The organism is Chryseobacterium sp. TQ-BC-N36 (assembly GCF_058382295.1).
Map to the genome: position 1 here is coordinate 4,396,476 of NZ_CM178175.1, position 22,315 is coordinate 4,418,790.

Genomic DNA, 22,315 nt, shown 5'->3' on the forward strand with positions numbered 1-22,315 from the left:
ATTATTTAAATACTTCAGGGGCTTTCTGAGCTCCTGCGTCAGCTTTGAAATAAGGTTTTTCTTTAAAATTGGTGAAATTCGCCAGAATATTATTCGGGAAAGTCTTGATAGACGTGTTGTAATCCTGTGCAGCATCGTTGTAATAAACAGTTTCAGTTCTGATGCTGTTTTCGATAGCAGTGTACTCTCTTTGGAAATTGATATACTGCTGGTCTGCTTTTAAGTTAGGATAAGATTCTACCACGGCCATCAATCGGCTTAATGCTCCTGATAATTCTCCCTGCGCTGCCTGGAATTTGGCCAGATCTGCTTCTGTCATATTGGTAGGATCAATATTGATAGAAGTGGCTTTTGAACGGGCTTCCACAACTTGAGTTAAAGTTTCCTGTTCAAATTTTGAATACGATTTTACAGTTCTTTCCAGGTTAGGAATAAGGTTGGCTCTTTTCTGATATACAGTTTCTACATTAGACCATTTTGCATTGACAGTCTGTTCTTTGTTGACAAAGTTGTTATAGCCGCTTTTTCCCCAGAAGAATAGAACAGCAACAATAATAAGGAGGGCGATACCAATGGTTCCTGCACCCAGACATCCTTTATTTTTCATAGTTTATTTTTTTAAATTTTTTGTGCTAACCAAATATACAAATTATGTGCTAATTTTGTAAAAAATTATTTGAATGACAACAATAGTGGTGGCGATGGGAGAGAAAAATGAAATTGGTTTTGAAAACCAGTTGCTTTGGCATCTTCCCAAAGATTTGAAACATTTTAAGGAAATTACTTCAGGGCATCCGGTTATTATGGGAAGAAAGACATACGAAAGTATTGGAAAGCCTCTTCCCAACCGTACCAACATTGTTGTGTCAAGAAAAAAAGACTGGTTTGAAGAAGGAATTCTTATTGTAGGAAGCATCAAGGAAGCATTGAAATTTGCAAAGAAGATTGATGAAGAAGTTTTCGTGATCGGAGGTGGAAATATCTATGAACAGACAATGGAGGTGGTGGACAGGCTTGAAGTTACTTTGGTGAAAGCAGATCTTGAAGCCGATACATTCTTCCCGAAAATAGATCCTAAAATCTGGAAGTTGACCAATGAAATCTGCCATGAGAAAGACGAAAAGAACGGTTATGATTTCTGTTTCCGGACGTTTGAAAAAATTAAGAAAGAAGCTTAGGGGCCAATAGTCAATTTTTGCTATGCAAGGTGAATTGTGAATTTCTTACAGCTACAAAAATTAACAAGCGCAGCGAATTGACCATTCACCATTGACTTTTTGAACTTTAAGCCCTAAATTTATTATCTTTGCACTTCTAAAATTTAATAATGAATAAATACATAAAAATTGCAGTAGCAGCATTTCTTATCCTGGCAGGACTTTATATGATGTTTTTCACAAGAAATCTGGGATGGGGTATTGTTGTATTTCTATTAGCTGCATTTCCAATCTTGCTATTCTTTAAAAATGAGTATATTCTTTTGGCATTCTGGCAGCTGAGAAAGCAGAATATGGAAAAAGCGGGAGAATGGTTATCAAAAATAACAGATTATAAAACACAACTTCATAAAACTCAATACGGATATTTTCACTATTTAACAGGATTGACCCAGGCTCAGGATCACCCTGCGAAAGTAGAGCCTTTTATGAAAAAAGCTTTGGAATATGGTTTGAATATGAAACATGACAGAGCAATGGCAACTTTGAATCTTGCGGCAGCAGCTATTTCCAAAGGAAGAAAGCAGGAAGGGCAGAAGCTTCTGGAAGAAGCAAAAAGATTAGACAGTGCAGGAATGATGACCGATCAGATCAAAATGATGAAAGAGCAGTTGAAAATGCCAACCATGCAGAAGCATATGCACAATCCTAATATGAGAAACAGAGGGAAATTCTTCTAGTCATCAACTAAAAATATAAAAAAAGCACCTGATTCAGGTGCTTTTTTTATATCTGTGAAAATTCTATTCTACATTTCTGAGCTGTGATCATGGCCATAAAATTTAGGTATCTGCCAATGATATTTTACAGCGAAAGTTCTGATTGCAACAATCAATAAGATAGTAAAAACCTGTACAAAAGTATAGGAAAACGCAGTGTATTTTGTCATTAATAAAAATGCCGAACCTCCTACAATGCATGCCGTAGCGTAAATTTCCTTTCTAAAAATCAATGGAATCCTGTTGAGTAGTATATCCCGGATTATCCCCCCAAAACAGCCTGTTATAGTTCCTAGTGCAATACAGATCATAGGGTGGATTTCTGCATTTAAACCTTTCTGAACCCCGATAATGGTAAATAACCCGAGACCGAAGCTATCGAAAATAAACAGGGTTACCTTGAAGTTTTTCTCAAGTGATTTGAAGACCATTGAAAAAATACTGGTTATCAGAATCAGGGCACACGTCAGAAGATCATGCATCCAGAATACAGGGATATCCAACAGCAGGTCTCTTACAGTTCCTCCTCCCACAGAAGTTACAAATGCAATAATAAGTACCCCGAACGGATCAAGCCGTTTCTGCATTGCTGCAAAACTTCCGGACATGGAAAAGGCAATAGTCCCCAGGACTTCTATAGCAAAATTGAACTGTTCGTGCATATATAATTATAAATGATTGTTGATAAATCATAATTGATGAATGATTTCTGCTTAAGCAAATTCTTGGCCATTATATCAATTATCATTTATCGCTCATCAATTATATTTTTTTATCGCTCCACCCTCACGGACTCAGGAACCAGTAGTTCGTATTCTCCTCCATGATTAATGATCTCTCTTACAATACTGCTGCTGATGAAAGATTTTCCTGAGGAAGTCAGTAAAAATACTGTTTCCAGTTTTTTGTGGGCCAGAGTTCTGTTGGTGTGGGCAATCGCTTTTTCAAACTCGAAATCGGCAGGATTTCTCAGTCCTCTGATGATGTACTGTGCGTTTTTTTCAAAGCAGTAGTCAACAGTAAGCCCTTCAAAATAATCTACCTCCACATTGGGGAATTCAGCGACCGAGTTCTGGATAAATTCCATTCTTTTTTCAAGAGGGAACATATATTTTTTCTGGGAGTTCTGCCCGATAGCGATGATTAATTTATCAAATAGCGGGGCCGCTCTTTCTATAATGTCGTAATGTCCCAAGGTAATAGGATCAAATGATCCCGGGAAAACAGCAATTTTCATATTCTAGTTGTTTTCGTTTGATTTTTCGTAAAACAGCCTTAGGTTTTCAAGATTGAGGCTGCAGTTGTTATTTAGAACCTGATTGGAAGACAGATTTAGAATCAAATCATTTCTTCCTGTAATTTTTGTAAACTTTGTCGATGGGATGAAACTTAATCTTACTTTCAAAAACTCCACTTTCATTTTTCTTTATAATTCCTGAAAACAAGATTTTGTTGTCCAGAGAACTGATTTCAAAATAATTGGGAACTGTTTCATGATCAATGATAACATCATGCTTTTTAATGTAATTGAAACACTTCTGATCATCAAGGTAAACAGCATCATCACTAAATTTGACGCTTTTGGGTTCAAGCGAATTTTTAGGCAGTTGTAATTCAAGAGTTTTGTAGTTCTGTGCAAATGCCAAAGAAGAAACAAATAATGAAATAGTAAGAAGCCTCATCATTTGATTATTTATTAAGTGCTTTTTCAACTTCATTTCCACAAAGATCCATGATGGAAATTCCATAATGTCTTGCCTGCTGAGGGAGAATACTTGCCGGAGAGAACCCAGGGTTGGTGTTCATTTCCAGCATATAAGGAATACCATCCATCAGAATATATTCGCTTCTTGAAAAACCGCTCATCCCTAATGAGTTGTAGGCTCTTTTTGCGATTTCTTCCACTCTTTTTGTGGTTTCTTCGTCGATTCTTGCCGGTGTAATTTCTTCAGAAGCGCCTTCATACTTTGCCTCATAATCAAAAAACTCATTGGTAGGAACAATTTCAGTGATTCCTAAAACAATGGTTTCTCCTTTAAAATCAATAACCCCTACAGAGACTTCCATGCCGTTTAAGAAACTTTCGATCAGAATTTCATCGTCTTCTTTGAAGGCAATTTCAGTAGCAGCAATCAATTCAGATTTTTCTTTTACTTTTGAAATTCCCAGAGAAGATCCGGATTGATTAGGTTTTACAAATAAAGGAAGCTTTAATTCTGATACGATCTCATCTACATTGATGCCTTCACCTTTTCTTAAATAAATACTTTTTGCAGAAGGAATTCCATATTTTGAGAGTACTGCCAATGTGTCTTTTTTATTGAAAGTAAGAGCGCTCTGATAGAAGCCACAGCCTGTATACTTTTGACCTATTGCGTCCCAGTATGCCTGAAGAATTCCGTTTTCACCAGGAGTTCCGTGGATAATATTGAAGCAGACATCAAATTTCAAAGTTTCTCCGTTTTCTAAAGTCACAGAAAAATCACCTCTGTTGATCTCGTATTTTTTATCATTTTCTCCTAAAAAATACCATTCATCTTTAAGGACTACTACTTTATATACATCATAGAGATTTCTGTCTAAAGAATCATAAATCAATTGCCCGCTTTTTAAAGAAACGACATATTCATCAGAATAGCCTCCCATTACTACGGCAACACTTTTTTTATTCATAACCATATAGTATCAATTAAGGCAAATTTAATCATTTTATATAATGCAATATGGGAAATCGACAAAATTTAAAATCAAAAATGAATTGTGTTAAATAAAAAGTCCATTCTAAAATTATTAGCTATATTTGCGGTTATAATTAAAGTATTTTTAAGTATGCTTAAATCACTTTTCAATTGGAAAGTTTTACTGAATTTAGTAGTAGCCATCGGTGTTTTCGTTGGGCTGGTGTGGCTCACATTTCGCTGGTTGGAGTACCATACTAATCACGGGCAGGAAATCCCTGTTCCCAATGTTGTAAATAAATCGGTGCATGATGCCGTTAAAATACTAGATGATACAGGATTGGAATATGAAGTAGACAGTGCCAATTATGACCCTAAATACAGACCATTTCAGGTTTTGCAGGTGTATCCTGCGCCAGGTTCCCGCGTAAAAGACGGAAGAACCGTAACGCTTAAGGTAAATCCAAGAACATGGGCGCCAATTGCGATTCCGAATGTAATCAACAAATATTCAGGACTGGCTTTCCAGAGACTGGATCAGGTAGGTCTTAAGATCGGAGATACGATCTACGAGCCGAGTATCCAGAAAGACGCTCTTTTAAGAATTCTTTATAAAGGAAACGCTGTGAACCCCGGTACCCGTTTGCCAAGATTCTCAGTTATTGACGTGGTTGTAGGATCTGGTCCTATGAGAAATATTTCGATTCCTAATGTAGTGGGACTTACGGTAAAAGAAGCCAGAGTAGTGATTGCAAAGAGCATGTTTGAAGTAGGATTGGTGGAACATGAAGATGGAGGCAGAGATGAATCTGATATTATTTATTATCAGGATCCTGCTGCAGGAGATGTTCGTGATCAGGGAATGCAGATTGATCTTTGGGCGAGTAAGAAAACTCCGGCAGAATTAAGAGCTAAAGTAGAGCAGCTGAATTCTATCTACCGTATGAAAGTAGATACTTCACTTCCTCCGGTACGTTATGAAGAAGTACATAGCGAGCCAAGCTACGAAGCTCCGGTAGTCCCCCCTCCGGCCCCTAAAAAAGAAACTCCAAAGCCAGAAGTTCCGAAGACAGAGACTCCTAAAACTCAGACTACGGCTGAAAAGCCTAAAACATCCGTCGGGAATGGCACTCATGCTGCGGGAAATAATACGGCCAAGCCAACAGCATCTGCAACGACTCAACAGCCTGCTCAAAAGCCAAAAGCTAAGAAGGTTGTCGTAGAATAAAATTAGGTTAATATCAAAAATACAGGCTTCAACTGCAAATGTTGAGGCCTTTTGCGTAAAAAAATATAAAACAATGTCAGAAGATAACGACGATTTTTTGGATGAAGAATTATTAGATTCCAACAGTATTGAAAACATCGATATTGATGAGGAAAATAAGGGATTGTATGAACATCTTAATATCACTGTTGACAGCAAACAGGAACCGTTAAGAATTGATAAGTTTCTTTTAATATACAGACAGAATTCTTCAAGGAATAAAATTTCACAGACCTGCAGAGCCGGAAATGTTATAGTCAACGGAATTCCGGTAAAGCAGAATTACCGTGTGAAGCCTGGAGACCAGATCTCCGTACTGCTTGCACATCCTCCGAGAGAGAACGTCATTATTCCACAGGATATTCCTGTGAATATTATTTACGAAGATGATGATCTGGTTGTTGTGGATAAAGAGGCTGGAATGGTAGTGCATCCGGGGTTCGGAAACTGGGATGGGACGCTGGTCAATGCCCTTGCCTTTCATTTTGAAAAGAATGGTGAGAAATCCGATCTTGACAGGGTAGGGCTTGTTCACAGGATTGATAAAGATACATCGGGTCTGTTAGTGATCGCCAAAAATGAATATGCATTGAGCTTCCTGGCAAAACAATTTTTCAACCGGACTACGAAGAGACTGTACTGGGCTTTCGTATGGGGGAACCTTCAGGAAGACGAAGGTTCTATCAGGGGGCATATCGGAAGGCATCCTAAAAACAGAATGCAGATGTCTGTTTATGAAGATGGGAGCCAGGGAAAACATGCAGTAACCCATTACAAGGTACTGGAAAGATTCAAGTATATGACCTGGGTGGAATGTAAGCTGGAGACGGGAAGAACACACCAGATCAGAGCGCATTTCAGACATATAGGGCATACTTTGTTTAATGATGAAAGATATGAAGGGCATACTCCTCTAAGAGGGGTAAATCTTCCAAAATACAAGCAGTTTATTAAAAATGTCTTTGAGATTTTGCCCAGACATGCCCTTCATGCACATACCCTCGGATTTATACACCCAACTACAAAGAAGGAATTATATTTTGAGAGCCCAATGCCTAAAGATATGGCGGATGCTGTAAAAAAATGGAGAAATTATTTGGAAAACTAAAAATATATTGAGAATTTTTTTATATTTGTTGAATTGAAATCAAGATTTGTTATGAGAAAACTATATGCTATCGTATGTTTAGCTCTTTTGTCAAATGCATACAAAGCACAAGAATCACTACCATACTATCAGCAATATCTTTTGGATGGTGAGTTCCTGTTCAACCCAGCTCAATACGGAAAAACAGATTACGTACAGCTCAACGCCAATTATCAACAACAATTTTCAAAGTTCAACAATTCTCCGAATGTACAGTCAATCGGGATCAATGCGAATATCTTTGATAGAGTAGGTGCTGGTATTTCCGTATTCAGAGATAGCAACGGACCTATTTCTGCAGGAGGTATTACAGCGGGTGCTTCATATTTTATTCCTCTGAGTAGTGAAGGAGACAGAAAAGATCAGTTCTCTTTCGGTACAAGTGTTAACTTCTATAACATGAACTTTGATTATTCAAAAATCAACACTGAAGAAGGGGGTGACCCATTATTAAGAGGGGAAGAAAGCAACATCTTTATGGTGTATGCAAACTTCGGTTTGGCTGCCACTTATAGAGGGTTATTCGGGGGTGTTTCCGTAAACGATATTGCATTAAGTAATGACGCTTCTATTGTAAACAATTATGAGCCTTCTCCAATTAAATTCTTCTTAAATTTAGGATATAACTGGAATATTGCTGATAATATTACATTGGCACCATCAGCATTAATTAACCTTAATACAAACTCTACGAGAATGATTGACTGGAACCTTATGGCAACATTCTCTAATGATATCAACGCATTCTCTTTTGGGGTAAGCTACAGAACAGTTCAGAACAGATTTGACAATCAGAACCTGAGTATCTCTCCCATTGTAAAAGTAAGATTCAACAAATTCATGATCGGAGCTACCTATAACCTTGGATTATCTGATATCCAGAGCTATGGCGGAAACAGCTTCATGATTGGTTTAGGGTATAACTTTGACAACTTTATTAATGTGAGAGGATTTAGATACTAATCAATTTAATTTAAATAAATTTGAGCTCTGAAAAATTTCAGAGCTTTTTTTATGATATACATTCACATTCCGTTCTGTAAGCAGAAATGCAGTTACTGTAATTTTCACTTTTCAACATCTTTGAATTTCAAGGATGAAATGCTTCGTGCCATGAAAACTGAAATACTACTCAGGAAAGATGAATTGCAGGACAGAACGCTGAAATCCCTGTATTTCGGAGGAGGAACCCCTTCTATTCTTTCCGTGGATGAAATAAGTTCTTTAATCGATGAAGTATTGCGCTATTTCAGCTTTGAAAAAGATATTGAAATTACACTGGAGGCCAATCCTGATGATCTGGATAAAAACTTCTTGAAACAGCTTTCAGGAACTTCAGTGAACAGACTGTCCATTGGTACTCAGAGTTTTTTTGAAGATGACCTGAAACTCATGAACAGGGCTCACAGTGCTTCTGAAGCAGAAAGCTCTATCAAACGGGCTCAGGATTTCGGTTTTGAAAATCTGAGTATTGATCTGATCTATGGTTCACCTACTTCCAATTTTGAGATCTGGAAAGAAAATCTGAATAAAGCCATTGCTTTGGAAGTGCCTCATATTTCGTCATATGCCCTGACAGTAGAACCTAAAACAGCTTTGGAAAACTGGATTGCAAAAGGGAAGGTAAAAAGTCCGAAGGAAGAAGAGCAAAACAGGGAATTCTATTATTTATCAGACTTTTTAAAAGATCATGGCTTTGAACATTATGAAGTTTCCAATTTCGCAAAATCCGGTTTCTATTCGCGGCACAATTCTTCTTATTGGAAATACCGTGAATACTTGGGAATAGGGCCTTCTGCGCATTCTTATAACGGATTTGATATCAGAAGCTGGAATGTGGCCAATAATCAGCAGTATATTAAAAAGCTTAATGATAAATTGTTAGCCAAAGAAGAAGAAATTCTTTCCCAGGAAGATCAGTTTAATGAAATGATTATGATTGGTTTACGCACCATTTGGGGAGTAGATCTCACCAGCTTAAAAAGTAAATTTTCAGACAGAGTGCTGGAGCATTTTCAGACAGAGATCAAGCCGAAATTGGAAGAAGGTATTTTAATCACTGAAAACGGACATTTGAAAATTCCTGAAAAACATTGGTTTATGGCAGATGGAATTGCTTCAGATTTATTTATTGTATAGTATTTTGATGTATATGATATACCATAAATTCACTATTTTTGTATAAAATTTCAGTTCACTTGAAAACTAAAAAACAAGATTATTCACATCTTTCACCAAGCCAGCCTATCGGAATTTTCGACAGCGGGGTAGGAGGTCTTACCGTTGCCAAAGAAATCAAAAGACTTCTGCCTCATGAAGACCTGATCTACTTTGGAGATACCAAACACCTTCCTTACGGAGAGAAGTCCAAGGAAGCCATCATTGAATATTCTACAAAAATCACCAATTTTCTTTTGGAGCAGAACTGTAAGGCGATTGTCATTGCATGTAATACAGCAACGGCTAATGCATTGAATGAAGTAATGCAGTCTGTTGCAGGAAGAGTTCCTGTGATAGACGTTATCAATCCGGTTGCTGAAAAAGTATCTTACGAGATCCATAATAATGTTGGTGTTATTGCTACTAAAGCGACTGTGAATTCCGGGCTGTATAAAAAGAGTATCCGTAAACATAATAAATGGATCAAAGTGGATGAGCTGGCTACCCCATTGCTGGTTCCTGCTATTGAAGAAGGATTTAAAAATCATCCGATCACTCATGCTATCATCTATAATTATTTAAGCAACAGTAAATTAAGAAATATTGAAACATTGATTCTGGGTTGTACCCATTATCCTCTTTTAATTGATGAAATTAAACAGTATTACGGAAACAGAGTCCGCGTGATTGATTCTCCGAATATTGTTGCCAATCATCTGAAGATTATCCTGGATAAATACAATCTTTTAAATGATAACAACCCCAAACCGAATTATCATTTCTACCTTTCGGATCTTACCAAGAATTTTGAAAAAATCTCTAAGAAATTCTTCGGAAAAACAATTGATTTAGAATTGAAAGTACTATAAATAAAAAGTCTGCCTCATATTGACGCAGACTTTTTTATTAGTGTCATTGGTGAAATAATTTGTGAAATTCGTGTTATTACTATGCCTCCACAATTACTTTTTCAGCTTTCAGTCTCTTCTTTGGATTGAATTTAGGCTGATTAGCATCCGTTTCATCTCTTTCCCCGATAACCACAGCAAACAACGTCTCATATTTCCCATTATTCAGAACTGCATCATATCCTTCAGGCTCAATTCCCTCCATAGGAGTAGAATCTATTCCCATCGCTGCACAGGCAGATAAAAGTACACCTAATGACAGGTACACCTGATGCCTCAACCATGATTTTACAGCTTCTTCTCCCTTAGGCTTTACCATAGTGTGGTAATAATTAACAGCACCTTCCGGAAGATTTTCTTCTATTTGTTTTTCAAAATTCTCTACATCTTTGATTACCTGAAAGACAATAATATGGCTGCTTTGCAACACTTTTTCCTTATTAAAATAGGACTTTTCTCCCAGCCGTTTCTTCTGTTCAGGATCATTCACAAAGACAAAGTTCCACGGCTGACTGTTGATAGAAGATGGACTGAGATGTAAAATTTCTTTAAGTTCTGCAACTTTCTCTTCAGTGATTTTTCCTTGTGGGTTATACTTTTTTACGGTATACCTTTTTTTCATTTGGTCTAAAAAGTTCATAATTTTATACTATCATTTTTATAGTTACAAAATTAATTTAAGTTTCCTAACTTTGCAATAACGGTAAAAAATGATAGTATAAAAATGTATACCATAGATAATAAATCCTATCCCTGCTGTACCAGTGTTACCATGAAATTTATAGGTGGGAAATGGAAGGCAGTAATTTTACATCACCTGATTGATGGTGCCAAGCGATATAACGAACTGAGGAAGTCAATTCCTACGATTACAGAAAGAACGTTAAGCTTACAGCTGAAACAGCTGGAAGAAGATGGAATTGTTGACAGAAAAGTTTTTACAGAGAAACCTCCTTTAGTCGTTGAGTATGAATTAACCTCTTTTGGAAAAACTTTATTACCCGTTCTGGAGGCCATTACAAAATGGGGTGAGGAAGCTCCGGTCATTTCAAAAAAAATAATCAGGAATTAAAGTTCCTGATTATCTTCTTTATTCGGTTCAAAAAAACTGAAGCTTACGTTTCCGTATTTTCGGGTGTCAATTAAATTCGGGTGATCAAATTTCATACGGCTTTGGTGTTCTACAATAAGGACTCCGTTTTCTTTCAGATATTTATTGTTTAAAACCAGAGAAATCAGTTCGTGATACTTTTTTTCTTCCATTTCGAAAGGAGCATCGGAGAATACAATCTCAAATGATTTTTTATTTCTGAATTTTTTAAGCCAGTCAAATACATCACCTCTCTGCACATTGATCTGTAGTGCCATATCAAGCTCAGAAGCAGTAGTATTGATAAATGCTGTATGCTTTGGGTTCATTTCCACAGAAGTAATATTCTGGCATCCTCTGGAAGCAAATTCAAGAGTGATAGAGCCAATTCCTGCAAAAAGATCGAGCACAGAGATCGACTGCATATCATATTTGTTTTCCAGAATGCTGAATAAAGCCTCTTTTGCAAAATCAGTTGTAGGCCTTACTTCAAAGTTCTTGGGAGCGGCAATTTTTTTGGCTTTCCATTTGCCTGATATTATTCTGAACATATTGTTGTTAGGGTTTAGGGTAATAGATTTTAGGTGGCAGGTGAATATGTTTTAATTGCTATTTCCTGCGGCCTGCAACCTAATTAAGTATAAAATTTTTGTTGGGAATATTGTCAAAAACAATTTTTAAGTTTTTAACAAACTTCTGAAGTTCGGAAATAAAGGTTTCATTTTCCGTTGTTTCTCCATATGCATAAAAGCTGGTCTCATTGATTCCGAAACCGATTTTGCTTAAGGTAAACATGATAAAATAAAGAAAATCCACTTCCGAATTCACATCCAGGTTATTATAAAGAATGATTTTCTTATTATCAATTGCAAAAAATTCGCATTGATTATGATAAAGGTTGATGTGAATTTCTTTAGTGGTTTTATTATTGATCGAGCTTAAAAACTTTTCACCGGAGAAGTTAAAATGAGCAGGTATAGCCAGTTCTTTTATTTTTTTATAATAGCTTTTCGGGAAAGTATAATAAAACTGAATATTGAATTTTTTGTTGATGGAGAGCATCAGTTCTTCTTTTTCCCTGTCAGCAGGAGCATTAAAGGCAATTAAATCAAATCCTGCATCATGTTCAGAAAAACCTTCCGGCATCAGGGTAAAATGGTTGAATGCCGAAATCACATGGATTTCTTCATAACGCTGCTTGATAAGAACTTCGTCCAGCTTCTGTTCAATAAGATTGGCTGGTGTCTCTTCAGTAACGAAATAAGATTTTTCCTCCAGAATGTTTTTGTTTTTAACAATCTGGCAGATCAATCCGTCTTTGGTAAAAAGTAAATTAAGTACGTTCATATTTCAATTCCTGCAAATTTAGTGAAATTCTACCATTACCGCACCTGATTGATGGTGAAGTATTTCCTTATTATAAAAATCAATATTGAGCTGGCTTTCCAACACATCACGAACCATACGCTGTAAAGTGCCATCACCAATACCATGCACAATTTCCAGCCTCTTGAGGTTGTTTTTTCTGCAGAACTCAATCACTTCGATCAGTTTTTCCTTTTGAATAAACAATCTTTCAAAGCTGTCATAGTCATTGGGATTCTTTACCAAATTATGAAAATGCAGATCTAAAACCAAATGATTTTTCTGATGTTTCTTGGAAATAATTTTTTTAGGCTCTGCTTTTTTAACTATTCTGATATTTTCATACAGATCAGCATCTTTAGGAACCAGTTTTTCTTTCGGATACTGATGAGTAAAGCCATATTCATCTTTAAAAACAACAATATTCCCCTTTACGGAAGTAATTACCCCGCTTAAATCTTCATCTACTACCGAAACCTTATCGCCGATCTTCATAATTTTTAAGGCCTTTCTGAACCAATATTTCTGCAAAGGTAGAAAGTAAAATGGATGAACACAAACTCTCAAATTCTCAAACCCTCTCATCCCGTCAGGCTCTTGGTCCCAATTCAATAACTTCCAGATCTTTGATTTCCTCACCATCCACTGCAAAACGCATCATTGTTCTTACTTTATGCCAGCCCTGTTTTCCACACGCACCGGGATTCAGATGGAGAAGCTTGTTTTTCTCATCATACATTGCTTTCAGAATATGTGAATGCCCTGAAATAAATAATTTCGGAGCCTTTTCTGAAATTTCTTTTTTCGTGAGTGGAGAATACTTTCCGGGATAACCTCCTATATGGATCATCAGAACTTCCAGTTTTTCACAAAAAAAACGGTTCACTTCAGGAAATTCTGCTTGTATTTTAGCATGGTCAATATTTCCGTAAACCCCTTTCAGAGGTTTAATCTTTTCCAGCTGTTCAATCACATCAAGACTCCCGAAATCTCCACAATGCCATACTTCATCGGCCTGAGAAGCATATTCAAGAATGCGGTCGTCAATATAAGAATGGGAATCGGAAAGAAGAAGAACTTTTGTCATTATCTAAGGGTTCTTTCAGTAATGTTTTCGTGGTATTTATCTTTGAACACAGCCAGACGGTCCGGATTTAATTCTCCGTCATGATTGATTACTCTTTCTTTCAATAGCCATTTTACCAGCTTTTCCATTCCTTTTTTGGAATTCATAAAATTAGAGATTTTGCCTAAATCCGTAGATTCTACTTTGGTTTTTTCCGTCAGGAAATTCAGGATAAAATAATCATCACTTACGTACCGCGGGGTTTCATTATCCATATACCGGTAAAGAAGAATTTCTTCATCGTCTTTCATGGAGAAAAAAGAATACTGTGCCACATTGATTTTTTCGGCTTTCAGGATCTGTTTCCCATCCAGTAAAACTTTATCATCTTTGATGGTGACGTCCTGGGAAAAATATAAATTACAGCTTATCATCAGTAAGAAGAAAGCCAATAATCTGTTTAATGTCATTTTACTATTTTTTTAGATTGCAAATATAGATAAGCTTTCATAAACTGAGCCGGGATCTTATTCAGTGATATTTTTTGTTTTTCTGATGGAATCCATTTTCTTTTCTATATCTGCACTGAAAACTTTTTTTAGCTTCAGCTGGTTCTCAGTAAGCTTTGATATAATAAAAGTTCCGGTCATATTCGTATTGGATGGGAATACTATGGTTACTGTAGAATCTGAAGCTTTTTTCCAGCTCCCGATATAACGGTCAGCTTTTTCATTTTTAATAACGGGCTCTTCAAGAGCATCATATTTTAATGTGGATTTAATCAGATTTCCTGTAATTTTTCCATTTTTCTGAAATCTGAGCCCCTCTCTTCTGGCCTCAAAACCATCCTGTTTCTCATAAGTATAAATATAAGTATCCATTTTATTGAGATTCCAGGTCTGTAAAAGTAAAGGATTGGCAGTTCTGTCCTGAGCTTTTATACCGCAGGTCATAAGAAGAGAGAAAATACAGATAGAAATAGGCTTTTTCATGAAGACAACTGATTTATCGTAAAGTTTTAACACTGCTAAAATTAGCATCGCTTAATATTTAGTAAATTTGGGAAAATTAAAATAAACAATGAAACAGAAACTTTCTTTTTTCATTTTTCTTTTGACCGTAGGACTGGCCAATGCGCAGGTTGAAGAAAAAAAGCTGGACGAGCTGATCCAAAACACCCTGAAAACCTTTGATGTACCGGGAATGTCCGTAGGAATCGTAAAAGATGGAAAAATGATCTATTCCAAAGGGTTTGGTGTACGTTCACTCACTTCCAGGCAGCCTATGGATGATAACACTTTAGTAGGAATTGCTTCCAATTCTAAAGGTTTTACATGTACAGCATTAGCTATTTTGGCAGATGAAGGAAAATTGAACTGGGATGATAAAGTTTCAAAATATATTCCTGAGTTCCAAATGTATGATCCGTACGTATCACAAAATGTTACAATCAAAGACCTTATCACACACAGAGCCGGATTAGGACTTGGGCAGGGAGATCTGATGTTTTTTCCGGAAGGAGGGAGCTTAACCGTTAATGATATTGTTCGTAATGTGAGATATCTGAAACCGGAGAATCCGTTCAGAACAAAACTGGATTATAACAATATCATGTTTATTGTAGCCGGAGAAGTCATTCACAGAGTTTCCGGATTAAGCTGGGCAGAATTTATTGAGCAGAGAATCATGAAACCTGTAGGAATGACTTCAAGTTTTGGAAGCTACAACAGAGCAAAAGCGGTAGCCAATAAAATTGATGCCCATGCACCTGTAGATGGAAAAGCAATCGCCGTTCCTCATGACTGGAATGAAACAGCCAATGCAGCCGGCGGAATTATGAGTAATATTAAAGACATGACCACCTGGGCAGAATGTCTCTTAAATAATTTTACGACTAAAGACGGAAAAAAACTGGTTTCTGATAAAAATGCCCAACAGCTTTGGAGCTTACAGATTCCAGATAGGGTGGCAGCGAAGAATCCTTATGATACGAGTTTCTATGGATACGGCTTAGGCTGGTTCCTGAGTGATGTTAAAGGACACAAGCAGGTACAGCATACCGGAGGGTTAATCGGAACAGTTACACAATTTACTTTAATACCGGATATGAAACTGGGAATTGTTGTACTGACCAACCAGCAATCCGGGGCCGCTTTCAATACGATTACCAATACCGTGAAAGATTCTTACCTTGGGATAGCCGACAGAAACTGGCTGAAAACATATGGCGAGAGAATGTCTAAAATGGAAGCTGAATTTGATAAGCAGAAGAAAGATGCTTTTGCAAAATCAGAAGCTTTTAAGAAAGAGAAAGGTCTTCAGCCAAAAGCAGAACAGTTTGTAGGAACATACAATGATGTTTGGTTTGGTGATGTAGAAATTACACAGCAGGGCAATACGTACAGAATTTCATGTAAAAACTCTCCGAGATTAAAAGGAGAACTGCTTCCTTACTCCAATAATTCTTTTATTATTAAATGGGATGACAGAAGTTATGATGCGGATGCTTATATTATTTTCAACTATGATGAAAACGGGAAAGCAGAATCTGCAAGATTGAAGGCTGTTTCTGATGTGACGGATTTCAGTTTTGATTTTGATGACCTGGATTTAAAAAGAAAATAAATACAAAAGGCTAAAAAGTAAAAGATAAAATCTTAGAAAAATATTAAAAAGAACGGGCTTTAGTCTGTTCTTTTTTCTTTAACACCAATGGTATTAATTTGTTCACAAATAACAGGAGTTCTAATAAAAAAGGCTTTAGCAGAAATGAACCACCCCGTCAAAAATAAATTTTTTGCCATCCCTCCGGTGGAGGGGAATGTGTAGGTAAAAGAAATAATGGTTTACTGGACAAGATTCAGATCCTGGTTGGCTAAAGTGAGCTCTGTATTGAGATGTTGCTTTTCAAAGAAATTTTTTAGTTGAAGAAGTCTTTTTTTATGATCATAGTGGATGCTTGAACTCAGTTTTCTTTGGCAAAGCGAACAGGCTCTGGCCAGGTGATAATCCGTTTCCGGTAATGAATTCGTTCCATTCATTACACAGTTGGCATTCAGGCAGTGGCTGATTCCGAACATATGACCAATTTCGTGAGAGCTGATTTTTATTAACCTTAAAAAGCTCTCATTAAAATTAGAATGTGTTAAGCGGCCGTCAGCAAATCTGTACATTGAAGTTACTCCTACACCATCTTCATAAGAAGCCAACCCGAAAATATAATTCCATTCCGGTTTGGGAAAAAGATCTTTCTCTGTAATTCCCATCAGGACTAGAGCATCTTTGGGTTTTCTTTTGATCAGGATGCTGTCCAGTACATATCCTGCCAAAATCTGTTCCTGTCCTTCTTTTGAAATTCTTTTCACTTTTTCAGGAAAGATAGTATTGGGCAGAGCAGGCAGTATTTTTGTTTCCAGCTGGTAATATATTTTTAAATATTCTTTTGTGAGTACTATTTCCTTTTTCTGAAGTTCATCAAAAGTTCCTATAGGCTGAATATAAATGATATTTTTTCCAGGTCCGGGTTTTATTTTTCTTAACTTCTGAAAATCTTCAAATGTCTGGAAACGTTCATCATGATTATAACGCCAGCTTCCTGGTTTTGGTGAAGAAGAAAGCTTTATATCATTCCGTGCAATAGATTCAATGTAGGAATTCTTCTGTTTTTCGCAAGAAAAAAGAAGAATGAATACTACAGCATAAAAAAACAAAAAAATAAAGTTATATTTTCCCTGGCTCATAAAAGAATAAAAGCTTCTTTTTAGCCCCATCAAACTGTGACCACGACTCACAGTCTACCTCGAAACCGGCTACACCGCAGGTTGGAAAATGGAAAATATCCTCAGAAATGGAATTGGCAAAATTGGATATTCCATTATTGTGAGAAAAGAGAGCGACGGAGTTCAGATTATCATCCAGGTCATAAATTACAGATTCAAAGCTTCTTTCCGAAGGATTATAAAGTTTCTGATCAGTGGAGCAGTTCAGCTGATAGGTCTGATTAAAAATTTTGCAGGTATTCAGTGCACGTACTGCAGGACTGGATACAAAATGATCAATGGAAATATTATTGCTTTTCAGGAATCTGGACATGTGCATAGCATCCTCCAGACCTTTGTCTGCTAAAGGCCTGTCAAAGTCCTCTGTTTCCTCTGGCCAGTCGCTTTTCGCATGTCTTACGAGGATGAGTTTCTTCATATGATTGTTTTTTGGAAGATTAAAATTATAAAAAAAATAATGGAATAAAACATGATTTATATAAAAAAACTGCGTTATGAATAAAATCAGTAAATTTTACTAAATTTGCAGACTTATGGGACAAATCCTTGCTATAGATTACGGAAAGGCCCGTTGTGGTATTGCTGTAACGGATGATATGCAGATTATAGCCAGCGGGCTGGAAACTGTTGAGAACCGTTCTCTAATGGAATTTTTGAAAAAATATTTCAGAGAAAACAAGGTGGATGAAGTAGTGATTGGGCTTCCCATAGATTTGAAAGGAAATGTTTCTGAAGTGGAAACCGATATTTTAAAATTCATTGAGGCATTCAAAAAGGAATTTTCAGATATTGCGGTTCACCGTTTTGATGAGAGGTTTACCTCTAAAATGGCTTCTTTTTTTATTTCCCAAAGCGGAAAAAGCAAAAAAAAGAGACAGGAAAAAGGATTAATAGATAAAGTAAGCGCAACCATCATATTGCAGAATTTTTTAGAACAAAGATTAAGATGATTTTACCGATAAGAGCTTTTGGGGATCCTGTTTTGAGAAAAGTGGGAAAAGACATAGATAAAGATTATCCCGGATTACAGGAACTGATAGATAATATGTTCGAAACGATGTACAGCGCCAATGGCATAGGTCTTGCAGCGCCTCAGATTGGTTTGGATATCCGTCTGTTTGTAATAGATGTGACTCCTCTTGCAGAAGATGAGGATTATGAAGATATTAAAGATGAGTTGGCTGAGTTCAAAAAAGTATTCATCAACGCTCAGATCCTTGAAGAATCAGGGGAAGAATGGAAGTTCAATGAAGGCTGTCTTTCTATTCCGGATGTAAGAGAAGATGTGAAAAGGAAAGGTACGATCGTTATAGAATATTATGACGAAAATTTTGTGAAACATACAGAAACTTTTTCCGATATTAGAGCCCGCGTAATTCAGCATGAATATGACCATATTGAAGGGATTCTGTTTACCGACCACCTGAGTGCTCTTAAGAAGAAACTGGTAAAGGGGAAACTGACAAAAATCTCTCAGGGGGATGTAAGCATCGGTTACAAAATGAGATTTCCAAAATAATTTAAACAAGGATAAAAAGAAATAATAAAAAGCAAAAAGCTAGTGCTGATTGCAGAATTTACAAAAAATAAAATTATGCTGTTAGAAAAAATAATTTCAATTTCTGGAAAGCCAGGACTTTACAAATTAGTTTCTCAATTAAGAAACGGATTCATCATTGAAGATGTTACCAACAAGAAAAAAGTAAGCATTGGAAACTCAAGCCAGGTAAGTTTACTGGACAATATTGCCATGTTTACATTTGAAAAAGAAGTTCCTTTATTCGAAGTTTTTGAAAATATTGCTAAGAACAACGATTATAAAGAAACGATCTCTCATAAATCTTCAGATTCAGAGCTTAAGGACTTTATGCTGGCATCACTTCCCAATTATGATACAGAAAGGGTATATTCTTCTGATATCAAGAAGCTGGCTCAATGGTATAACATTCTTCAGAAAGCAGGATATATCACTCCTGAAAGTTTTGTGAAAGCAGAACCAGAAACCTTAGAAGGTGAGCCTGCTACGGAAGAAGTAAGCATTGAAAAAGAAGCTAAGAAAGCGGCTCCTAAAGCAGAAAAGCCGGCTGCACCAAAAGTGAAAGCGACTTCAGCAGCAAAATCTGCTCCGAAGAGCACACACAGAAAACAAGGATAATTCATTTTGAATTAAAAATACAAGGCCTTGTCGGGAATTTCCTGACAAGGTTTTTTTGTTTTTCCAGACAGCAGATCATTGGGTGCTAATAGTCCCAACCTAATAGGTTTCGAAAACCTGTTAGGTTTACATATCAAATCTATACGGATTTCTGTACTCTGCAACTTTTACTTCCAACGTTTGTAATGATGCCTGAATAACCCTTACATTTGTATAAGATTGAATTTCCCATTACTTATGAATACGAAACAGGAGAAACTAGAAGCATTTGGAAGATTACTGGATATTATGGATGATTTACGTGAAAAATGTCCGTGGGATCAGAAGCAGACATTAGAATCCCTTCGTCATCTTACCCTTGAAGAGACCTATGAGCTTTCAGATGCTATTTTGCAGAATGATTTACAGGAGATAAAGAAAGAACTGGGCGATGTCTTGCTTCACCTTGTTTTTTATGCTAAAATCGGTTCAGAAAAAGAAAGTTTTGATATCGCCGATGTTATCAATTCCCTGAACGAGAAGTTGATTTTCCGCCACCCTCATATCTACGGGGATACCCAGGTGAAAGATGAAGAGGAAGTGAAACAGAACTGGGAGAAATTAAAGCTAAAGGAAGGAAATAAATCAATCTTAGGGGGAGTTCCGAAAAGCCTGCCGAGTCTGGTGAAAGCCTACAGAATTCAGGATAAAGTAAAGGGGATAGGATTTGAGTTCCATGATGCAGAAGATGCCTGGAAAAAAGTGGATGAAGAGATTCAGGAATTTCACGCTGAAACAGATTTGGATAAAAAAGAACAGGAGCTCGGTGATGTTTTTTTCTCCCTCATCAACTATGCGAGAATTTCCGGGATCAACCCGGATTCTGCATTGGAAAGAACCAATCTAAAGTTTATTTCAAGATTTCAAAAGATGGAAGGGCTTGCCGAGGAACAGGATTTGAAACTGGCAGATATGTCTCTGGAAGAAATGGATGTTCTATGGGAAAAGGCGAAAAAACTTTCGTAGTTCCCGATTGGAACAATTAATGCTTCTTACATTCAATTAAAAAATAAAAAATATGTTACGTTTTCTTATGTTACCTGCTTTACTTTTGATGAGCTGTAATCCAAAAGCTCAGAATTCCTCTGCTAAAGAAGATAAACTAAAAATACAATTCTCCTTACCTAAAAAGTTGAAGGAGGTTTCCGGAATTACTTTATCAAAAGATAAGAAAACGATCTGGGTGATTGAAGACAGAGGAAATAAAAATGCAATATACGGTTTGAGTGATCAGGGAGATATGCAGGCAAAAATTCCGGTAGAAAATGCAGAAAATACAGACTGGGAAGATATCATATCAGATGCTCAGGGAAATATCTATATCGGGGATTTTGGTAATAATGATAATGACCGACAGGATCTGGCCATCTTAAAGACAGATTTGAAAGACAGCAGGCAAACAGTAACAAAAGTTGTTCAGACCACAAAATTCCATTATCAGGGGCAGACTGAATTTCCTCCTAAAAAATCCAATCTGCTGTACGATTGTGAAGCCTTTGTAGAAATGAATGGGCACTTTTACCTGTTCACCAAGAACAGGAGCAAAGGTTTTGACGGAACTTTCCTGATATTCAAAGTCCCTAACAAAGAAGGTAATTTTGAAGCAAAATTAGTGGGGAAATTAAAGCTTCAGGGTGGTTATAATGATGCTGCTATTACGTCGGCTACCATTAACAGTACAAAAGATAAAATTGTATTGCTTACCCATAAAAATATTCATGTTCTTACCGGATTTACAGCTGATAATTTCAACTCTGCAAAGATTCAGAAAACTCCATTAAATCATAATTCCCAGAAGGAAGCTGTTGTATTTCTGGATGATAAAACATTAATAATTGCAGATGAGAAAGGGAAGGACGAAGGAGGAAATGTATACACATTTTCTTTATAGAAGGTAATAAATTAAAAATTTAAAATCCACAGATTTTTCTGTGGATTTTTTTGAATATATGAATGTAATTGAAGTGATTGACGTTTGTATTGCTTACGGAGTAAGATAAGAAATATGAATATTTCCGCTGGATAATCTGAAATCCTGGGTATAACGGCAGCGTATCCTGAAGGTCTCTCCTGTGTTGAAAAAGTTAATGGATGAAAGATTATGGTTTAGGCCTGTTGTACGCTCTCCGTGCCCTGTAGATATGCCTGCAAGGGTTGTAAGTGCCGGAGATACTTTCTGTATATAAGAATTGGCTGTTCCTGCAGTTTGTCCTGATGGGTTTAAATTGAGATCATAGGTTGCATAGGGTACAATATTATAAAATCCAGGTTTTACTACTGTGAAAAGGCCTGTTGTAGAATTATAAGTCAAATAGGCTGTATCAATCTTATTACTCACATTGAAAACATAGGTCTGTGAATAACTTTCATGAGTATTGACAGGAGTAGAATGGGTACCTGTATAGCTTCCGCTTGCGGGGCTGATATCTGTTTTATTTCCCACGTACACCACTTTTAAAAAATTTTCAGATTCAATCGTTTTCCATACAGGAGTATTCCCGGCTCCGTTTGACATTAAGAATTCCCCTTTGTTTCCGGAATTTCCCTTTGTTCTGTCGTCTCCACCTACATTCAGGTCTTTAACGACCTGAAGTGAGCCATTGACATGTAAAGTATTCTGAGGGGTTGAAGTTTTAATCCCTATCTGTGCATTTGAATTAATGAACATAACAAATAATGCTATGTACAATAGCTTCTTTTTCATCATTTGTTGATTTTTGTTGCG

29 protein-coding genes are annotated in these 22,315 nt (G+C 36.6%); 14 read left to right on the forward strand and 15 right to left on the reverse strand.

Going from position 1 to position 22,315, the window contains the following annotated elements; all coding sequences use genetic code 11:
• Position 1 precedes the first annotated feature (1 nt).
• A complete protein-coding gene (locus tag AC3FI7_RS19775; RefSeq protein ID WP_002983620.1) occupies positions 2-607 on the reverse strand; it encodes a LemA family protein in 606 nt (201 codons plus the stop codon).
• 73 nt (positions 608-680) lie between these two features.
• Between AC3FI7_RS19775 and AC3FI7_RS19780 the strand changes: the two genes are divergently transcribed.
• Both AC3FI7_RS19780 and AC3FI7_RS19785 read left to right on the forward strand, forming a co-directional pair.
• Complete coding sequence (locus AC3FI7_RS19780; protein WP_142724263.1) at positions 681-1,178, forward strand: dihydrofolate reductase; 498 nt, start codon at positions 681-683, stop codon at positions 1,176-1,178.
• A 149-nt stretch (positions 1,179-1,327) separates the two neighbouring features.
• Positions 1,328-1,897 carry a DUF2892 domain-containing protein gene (locus AC3FI7_RS19785; protein ID WP_142724262.1) on the forward strand — a complete coding sequence of 190 codons (570 nt, stop codon included), beginning with the start codon at positions 1,328-1,330 and terminating at the stop codon, positions 1,895-1,897.
• Between the two features lie 68 nt (positions 1,898-1,965).
• Here the strand turns inward: AC3FI7_RS19785 and AC3FI7_RS19790 are convergent, their stop codons facing one another.
• The 4 genes from AC3FI7_RS19790 to AC3FI7_RS19805 form a co-directional block, all read right to left on the reverse strand.
• Complete coding sequence (locus tag AC3FI7_RS19790; RefSeq protein ID WP_142724261.1) at positions 1,966-2,598, reverse strand: trimeric intracellular cation channel family protein; 633 nt, start codon at positions 2,596-2,598, stop codon at positions 1,966-1,968.
• Positions 2,599-2,708: 110 nt separating this feature from the next.
• Complete coding sequence (coaD, locus tag AC3FI7_RS19795; RefSeq protein ID WP_002983612.1) at positions 2,709-3,173, reverse strand: pantetheine-phosphate adenylyltransferase; 465 nt, start codon at positions 3,171-3,173, stop codon at positions 2,709-2,711.
• A gap of 106 nt (positions 3,174-3,279) precedes the next feature.
• Positions 3,280-3,621 carry a hypothetical protein gene (locus AC3FI7_RS19800; protein ID WP_491460745.1) on the reverse strand — a complete coding sequence of 114 codons (342 nt, stop codon included), beginning with the start codon at positions 3,619-3,621 and terminating at the stop codon, positions 3,280-3,282.
• Between the two features lie 4 nt (positions 3,622-3,625).
• A complete protein-coding gene (locus tag AC3FI7_RS19805) occupies positions 3,626-4,609 on the reverse strand; it encodes a D-alanine--D-alanine ligase (RefSeq protein WP_343661333.1) in 984 nt (327 codons plus the stop codon).
• 156 nt (positions 4,610-4,765) lie between these two features.
• On the opposite strand from AC3FI7_RS19805, the gene AC3FI7_RS19810 reads away from it, so the two are divergent.
• From AC3FI7_RS19810 to murI, 5 genes are all read left to right on the forward strand, one after another.
• A complete protein-coding gene (locus tag AC3FI7_RS19810) occupies positions 4,766-5,842 on the forward strand; it encodes a PASTA domain-containing protein (RefSeq protein WP_343661332.1) in 1,077 nt (358 codons plus the stop codon).
• 73 nt (positions 5,843-5,915) lie between these two features.
• The gene (locus tag AC3FI7_RS19815) at positions 5,916-6,989 is read left to right on the forward strand and encodes an RluA family pseudouridine synthase (RefSeq protein WP_172617050.1); all 1,074 of its coding nucleotides are present in this window, start codon (positions 5,916-5,918) and stop codon (positions 6,987-6,989) included.
• A gap of 51 nt (positions 6,990-7,040) precedes the next feature.
• Positions 7,041-7,991, forward strand: coding sequence for a PorP/SprF family type IX secretion system membrane protein (locus tag AC3FI7_RS19820; protein WP_142724257.1), 951 nt, complete (start codon positions 7,041-7,043; stop codon positions 7,989-7,991).
• 51 nt (positions 7,992-8,042) lie between these two features.
• The gene (gene hemW, locus AC3FI7_RS19825) at positions 8,043-9,167 is read left to right on the forward strand and encodes a radical SAM family heme chaperone HemW (RefSeq protein WP_491460746.1); all 1,125 of its coding nucleotides are present in this window, start codon (positions 8,043-8,045) and stop codon (positions 9,165-9,167) included.
• A 59-nt stretch (positions 9,168-9,226) separates the two neighbouring features.
• Positions 9,227-10,057, forward strand: coding sequence for a glutamate racemase (murI, locus tag AC3FI7_RS19830; RefSeq protein WP_491460747.1), 831 nt, complete (start codon positions 9,227-9,229; stop codon positions 10,055-10,057).
• Positions 10,058-10,136: 79 nt separating this feature from the next.
• Here murI and AC3FI7_RS19835 read toward each other — a convergent pair whose 3' ends face one another.
• Positions 10,137-10,736 carry a nitroreductase family protein gene (locus tag AC3FI7_RS19835; protein WP_142724254.1) on the reverse strand — a complete coding sequence of 200 codons (600 nt, stop codon included), beginning with the start codon at positions 10,734-10,736 and terminating at the stop codon, positions 10,137-10,139.
• 84 nt (positions 10,737-10,820) lie between these two features.
• Between AC3FI7_RS19835 and AC3FI7_RS19840 the strand changes: the two genes are divergently transcribed.
• A complete protein-coding gene (locus AC3FI7_RS19840; RefSeq protein ID WP_142724253.1) occupies positions 10,821-11,168 on the forward strand; it encodes a winged helix-turn-helix transcriptional regulator in 348 nt (115 codons plus the stop codon).
• Here the strand turns inward: AC3FI7_RS19840 and AC3FI7_RS19845 are convergent.
• From AC3FI7_RS19845 to AC3FI7_RS19870, 6 genes are all read right to left on the reverse strand, one after another.
• Entirely contained in the window at positions 11,165-11,737 is a 573-nt protein-coding gene (locus AC3FI7_RS19845; protein ID WP_142724252.1) for an RsmD family RNA methyltransferase, read from the reverse strand. The genes AC3FI7_RS19840 and AC3FI7_RS19845 overlap by 4 nt on opposite strands.
• A 79-nt stretch (positions 11,738-11,816) precedes the next feature.
• Entirely contained in the window at positions 11,817-12,533 is a 717-nt protein-coding gene (locus tag AC3FI7_RS19850) for a DUF3822 family protein (RefSeq protein ID WP_142724251.1), read from the reverse strand.
• Between the two features lie 18 nt (positions 12,534-12,551).
• A complete protein-coding gene (locus tag AC3FI7_RS19855; protein ID WP_491460748.1) occupies positions 12,552-13,046 on the reverse strand; it encodes a DUF8465 domain-containing protein in 495 nt (164 codons plus the stop codon).
• Positions 13,047-13,140: 94 nt separating this feature from the next.
• Positions 13,141-13,638 carry a metallophosphoesterase family protein gene (locus AC3FI7_RS19860; RefSeq protein ID WP_491460749.1) on the reverse strand — a complete coding sequence of 166 codons (498 nt, stop codon included), beginning with the start codon at positions 13,636-13,638 and terminating at the stop codon, positions 13,141-13,143.
• Positions 13,638-14,087 (reverse strand): hypothetical protein, encoded by a 450-nt coding sequence (locus AC3FI7_RS19865; RefSeq protein ID WP_142724248.1) that lies wholly within the window; start codon positions 14,085-14,087, stop codon positions 13,638-13,640. The genes AC3FI7_RS19860 and AC3FI7_RS19865 overlap by 1 nt, the downstream gene beginning before the upstream one ends.
• A 57-nt stretch (positions 14,088-14,144) precedes the next feature.
• Complete coding sequence (locus AC3FI7_RS19870) at positions 14,145-14,609, reverse strand: hypothetical protein (RefSeq protein WP_142724247.1); 465 nt, start codon at positions 14,607-14,609, stop codon at positions 14,145-14,147.
• Between the two features lie 88 nt (positions 14,610-14,697).
• On the opposite strand from AC3FI7_RS19870, the gene AC3FI7_RS19875 reads away from it, so the two are divergent.
• On the forward strand, positions 14,698-16,242 hold the full coding sequence (locus AC3FI7_RS19875) for a serine hydrolase (RefSeq protein ID WP_343661323.1): 1,545 nt from the start codon (positions 14,698-14,700) through the stop codon (positions 16,240-16,242).
• A gap of 221 nt (positions 16,243-16,463) precedes the next feature.
• Here AC3FI7_RS19875 and AC3FI7_RS19880 read toward each other — a convergent pair whose 3' ends face one another.
• Both AC3FI7_RS19880 and AC3FI7_RS19885 read right to left on the reverse strand, forming a co-directional pair.
• Positions 16,464-17,327 (reverse strand): archaemetzincin, encoded by an 864-nt coding sequence (locus tag AC3FI7_RS19880; RefSeq protein WP_491460750.1) that lies wholly within the window; start codon positions 17,325-17,327, stop codon positions 16,464-16,466.
• Between the two features lie 10 nt (positions 17,328-17,337).
• On the reverse strand, positions 17,338-17,814 hold the full coding sequence (locus AC3FI7_RS19885) for a SixA phosphatase family protein (protein WP_142724244.1): 477 nt from the start codon (positions 17,812-17,814) through the stop codon (positions 17,338-17,340).
• A gap of 115 nt (positions 17,815-17,929) precedes the next feature.
• Between AC3FI7_RS19885 and ruvX the strand changes: the two genes are divergently transcribed.
• The 5 genes from ruvX (at position 17,930) to AC3FI7_RS19910 (ending at position 21,481) form a co-directional block, all read left to right on the forward strand.
• Entirely contained in the window at positions 17,930-18,346 is a 417-nt protein-coding gene (gene ruvX / locus AC3FI7_RS19890; protein ID WP_142724243.1) for a Holliday junction resolvase RuvX, read from the forward strand.
• Positions 18,343-18,915 carry a peptide deformylase gene (def, locus tag AC3FI7_RS19895; RefSeq protein WP_002983577.1) on the forward strand — a complete coding sequence of 191 codons (573 nt, stop codon included), beginning with the start codon at positions 18,343-18,345 and terminating at the stop codon, positions 18,913-18,915. Before ruvX ends, def begins: the two co-directional genes overlap by 4 nt.
• Positions 18,916-18,990: 75 nt before the next feature.
• Positions 18,991-19,551: a DUF5606 family protein gene (locus tag AC3FI7_RS19900; RefSeq protein ID WP_142724241.1), complete on the forward strand. Its 561-nt coding sequence runs from the start codon at positions 18,991-18,993 to the stop codon at positions 19,549-19,551.
• 237 nt (positions 19,552-19,788) lie between these two features.
• Positions 19,789-20,556, forward strand: coding sequence for a nucleoside triphosphate pyrophosphohydrolase (mazG, locus tag AC3FI7_RS19905; RefSeq protein WP_142724240.1), 768 nt, complete (start codon positions 19,789-19,791; stop codon positions 20,554-20,556).
• Positions 20,557-20,608: 52 nt separating this feature from the next.
• The gene (locus AC3FI7_RS19910; protein ID WP_491460751.1) at positions 20,609-21,481 is read left to right on the forward strand and encodes a hypothetical protein; all 873 of its coding nucleotides are present in this window, start codon (positions 20,609-20,611) and stop codon (positions 21,479-21,481) included.
• 93 nt (positions 21,482-21,574) lie between these two features.
• Here the strand turns inward: AC3FI7_RS19910 and AC3FI7_RS19915 are convergent, their stop codons facing one another.
• Positions 21,575-22,297 carry a hypothetical protein gene (locus AC3FI7_RS19915; RefSeq protein ID WP_142724238.1) on the reverse strand — a complete coding sequence of 241 codons (723 nt, stop codon included), beginning with the start codon at positions 22,295-22,297 and terminating at the stop codon, positions 21,575-21,577.
• Positions 22,298-22,315 lie beyond the last annotated feature (18 nt).

Bases quoted from the DNA above. Each gene is read 5' to 3' on its own strand.
- AC3FI7_RS19775 (WP_002983620.1), bottom strand. From the start codon at position 607: ATGAAAAATAAAGGATGTCTGGGTGCAGGAACCATTGGTATCGCCCTC.
- AC3FI7_RS19780 (WP_142724263.1), top strand. From the start codon at position 681: ATGACAACAATAGTGGTGGCGATGGGAGAGAAAAATGAAATTGGTTTT.
- AC3FI7_RS19785 (WP_142724262.1), top strand. From the start codon at position 1,328: ATGAATAAATACATAAAAATTGCAGTAGCAGCATTTCTTATCCTGGCA.
- AC3FI7_RS19790 (WP_142724261.1), bottom strand. From the start codon at position 2,598: ATGCACGAACAGTTCAATTTTGCTATAGAAGTCCTGGGGACTATTGCC.
- coaD (WP_002983612.1), bottom strand. From the start codon at position 3,173: ATGAAAATTGCTGTTTTCCCGGGATCATTTGATCCTATTACCTTGGGA.
- AC3FI7_RS19800 (WP_491460745.1), bottom strand. From the start codon at position 3,621: ATGATGAGGCTTCTTACTATTTCATTATTTGTTTCTTCTTTGGCATTT.
- AC3FI7_RS19805 (WP_343661333.1), bottom strand. From the start codon at position 4,609: ATGAATAAAAAAAGTGTTGCCGTAGTAATGGGAGGCTATTCTGATGAA.
- AC3FI7_RS19810 (WP_343661332.1), top strand. From the start codon at position 4,766: ATGCTTAAATCACTTTTCAATTGGAAAGTTTTACTGAATTTAGTAGTA.
- AC3FI7_RS19815 (WP_172617050.1), top strand. From the start codon at position 5,916: ATGTCAGAAGATAACGACGATTTTTTGGATGAAGAATTATTAGATTCC.
- AC3FI7_RS19820 (WP_142724257.1), top strand. From the start codon at position 7,041: ATGAGAAAACTATATGCTATCGTATGTTTAGCTCTTTTGTCAAATGCA.
- hemW (WP_491460746.1), top strand. From the start codon at position 8,043: ATGATATACATTCACATTCCGTTCTGTAAGCAGAAATGCAGTTACTGT.
- AC3FI7_RS19835 (WP_142724254.1), bottom strand. From the start codon at position 10,736: ATGAACTTTTTAGACCAAATGAAAAAAAGGTATACCGTAAAAAAGTAT.
- AC3FI7_RS19840 (WP_142724253.1), top strand. From the start codon at position 10,821: ATGTATACCATAGATAATAAATCCTATCCCTGCTGTACCAGTGTTACC.
- AC3FI7_RS19845 (WP_142724252.1), bottom strand. From the start codon at position 11,737: ATGTTCAGAATAATATCAGGCAAATGGAAAGCCAAAAAAATTGCCGCT.
- AC3FI7_RS19850 (WP_142724251.1), bottom strand. From the start codon at position 12,533: ATGAACGTACTTAATTTACTTTTTACCAAAGACGGATTGATCTGCCAG.
- AC3FI7_RS19855 (WP_491460748.1), bottom strand. From the start codon at position 13,046: ATGAAGATCGGCGATAAGGTTTCGGTAGTAGATGAAGATTTAAGCGGG.
- AC3FI7_RS19860 (WP_491460749.1), bottom strand. From the start codon at position 13,638: ATGACAAAAGTTCTTCTTCTTTCCGATTCCCATTCTTATATTGACGAC.
- AC3FI7_RS19865 (WP_142724248.1), bottom strand. From the start codon at position 14,087: ATGACATTAAACAGATTATTGGCTTTCTTCTTACTGATGATAAGCTGT.
- AC3FI7_RS19870 (WP_142724247.1), bottom strand. From the start codon at position 14,609: ATGAAAAAGCCTATTTCTATCTGTATTTTCTCTCTTCTTATGACCTGC.
- AC3FI7_RS19875 (WP_343661323.1), top strand. From the start codon at position 14,698: ATGAAACAGAAACTTTCTTTTTTCATTTTTCTTTTGACCGTAGGACTG.
- AC3FI7_RS19885 (WP_142724244.1), bottom strand. From the start codon at position 17,814: ATGAAGAAACTCATCCTCGTAAGACATGCGAAAAGCGACTGGCCAGAG.
- ruvX (WP_142724243.1), top strand. From the start codon at position 17,930: ATGGGACAAATCCTTGCTATAGATTACGGAAAGGCCCGTTGTGGTATT.
- def (WP_002983577.1), top strand. From the start codon at position 18,343: ATGATTTTACCGATAAGAGCTTTTGGGGATCCTGTTTTGAGAAAAGTG.
- AC3FI7_RS19900 (WP_142724241.1), top strand. From the start codon at position 18,991: ATGCTGTTAGAAAAAATAATTTCAATTTCTGGAAAGCCAGGACTTTAC.
- mazG (WP_142724240.1), top strand. From the start codon at position 19,789: ATGAATACGAAACAGGAGAAACTAGAAGCATTTGGAAGATTACTGGAT.
- AC3FI7_RS19910 (WP_491460751.1), top strand. From the start codon at position 20,609: ATGTTACGTTTTCTTATGTTACCTGCTTTACTTTTGATGAGCTGTAAT.
- AC3FI7_RS19915 (WP_142724238.1), bottom strand. From the start codon at position 22,297: ATGATGAAAAAGAAGCTATTGTACATAGCATTATTTGTTATGTTCATT.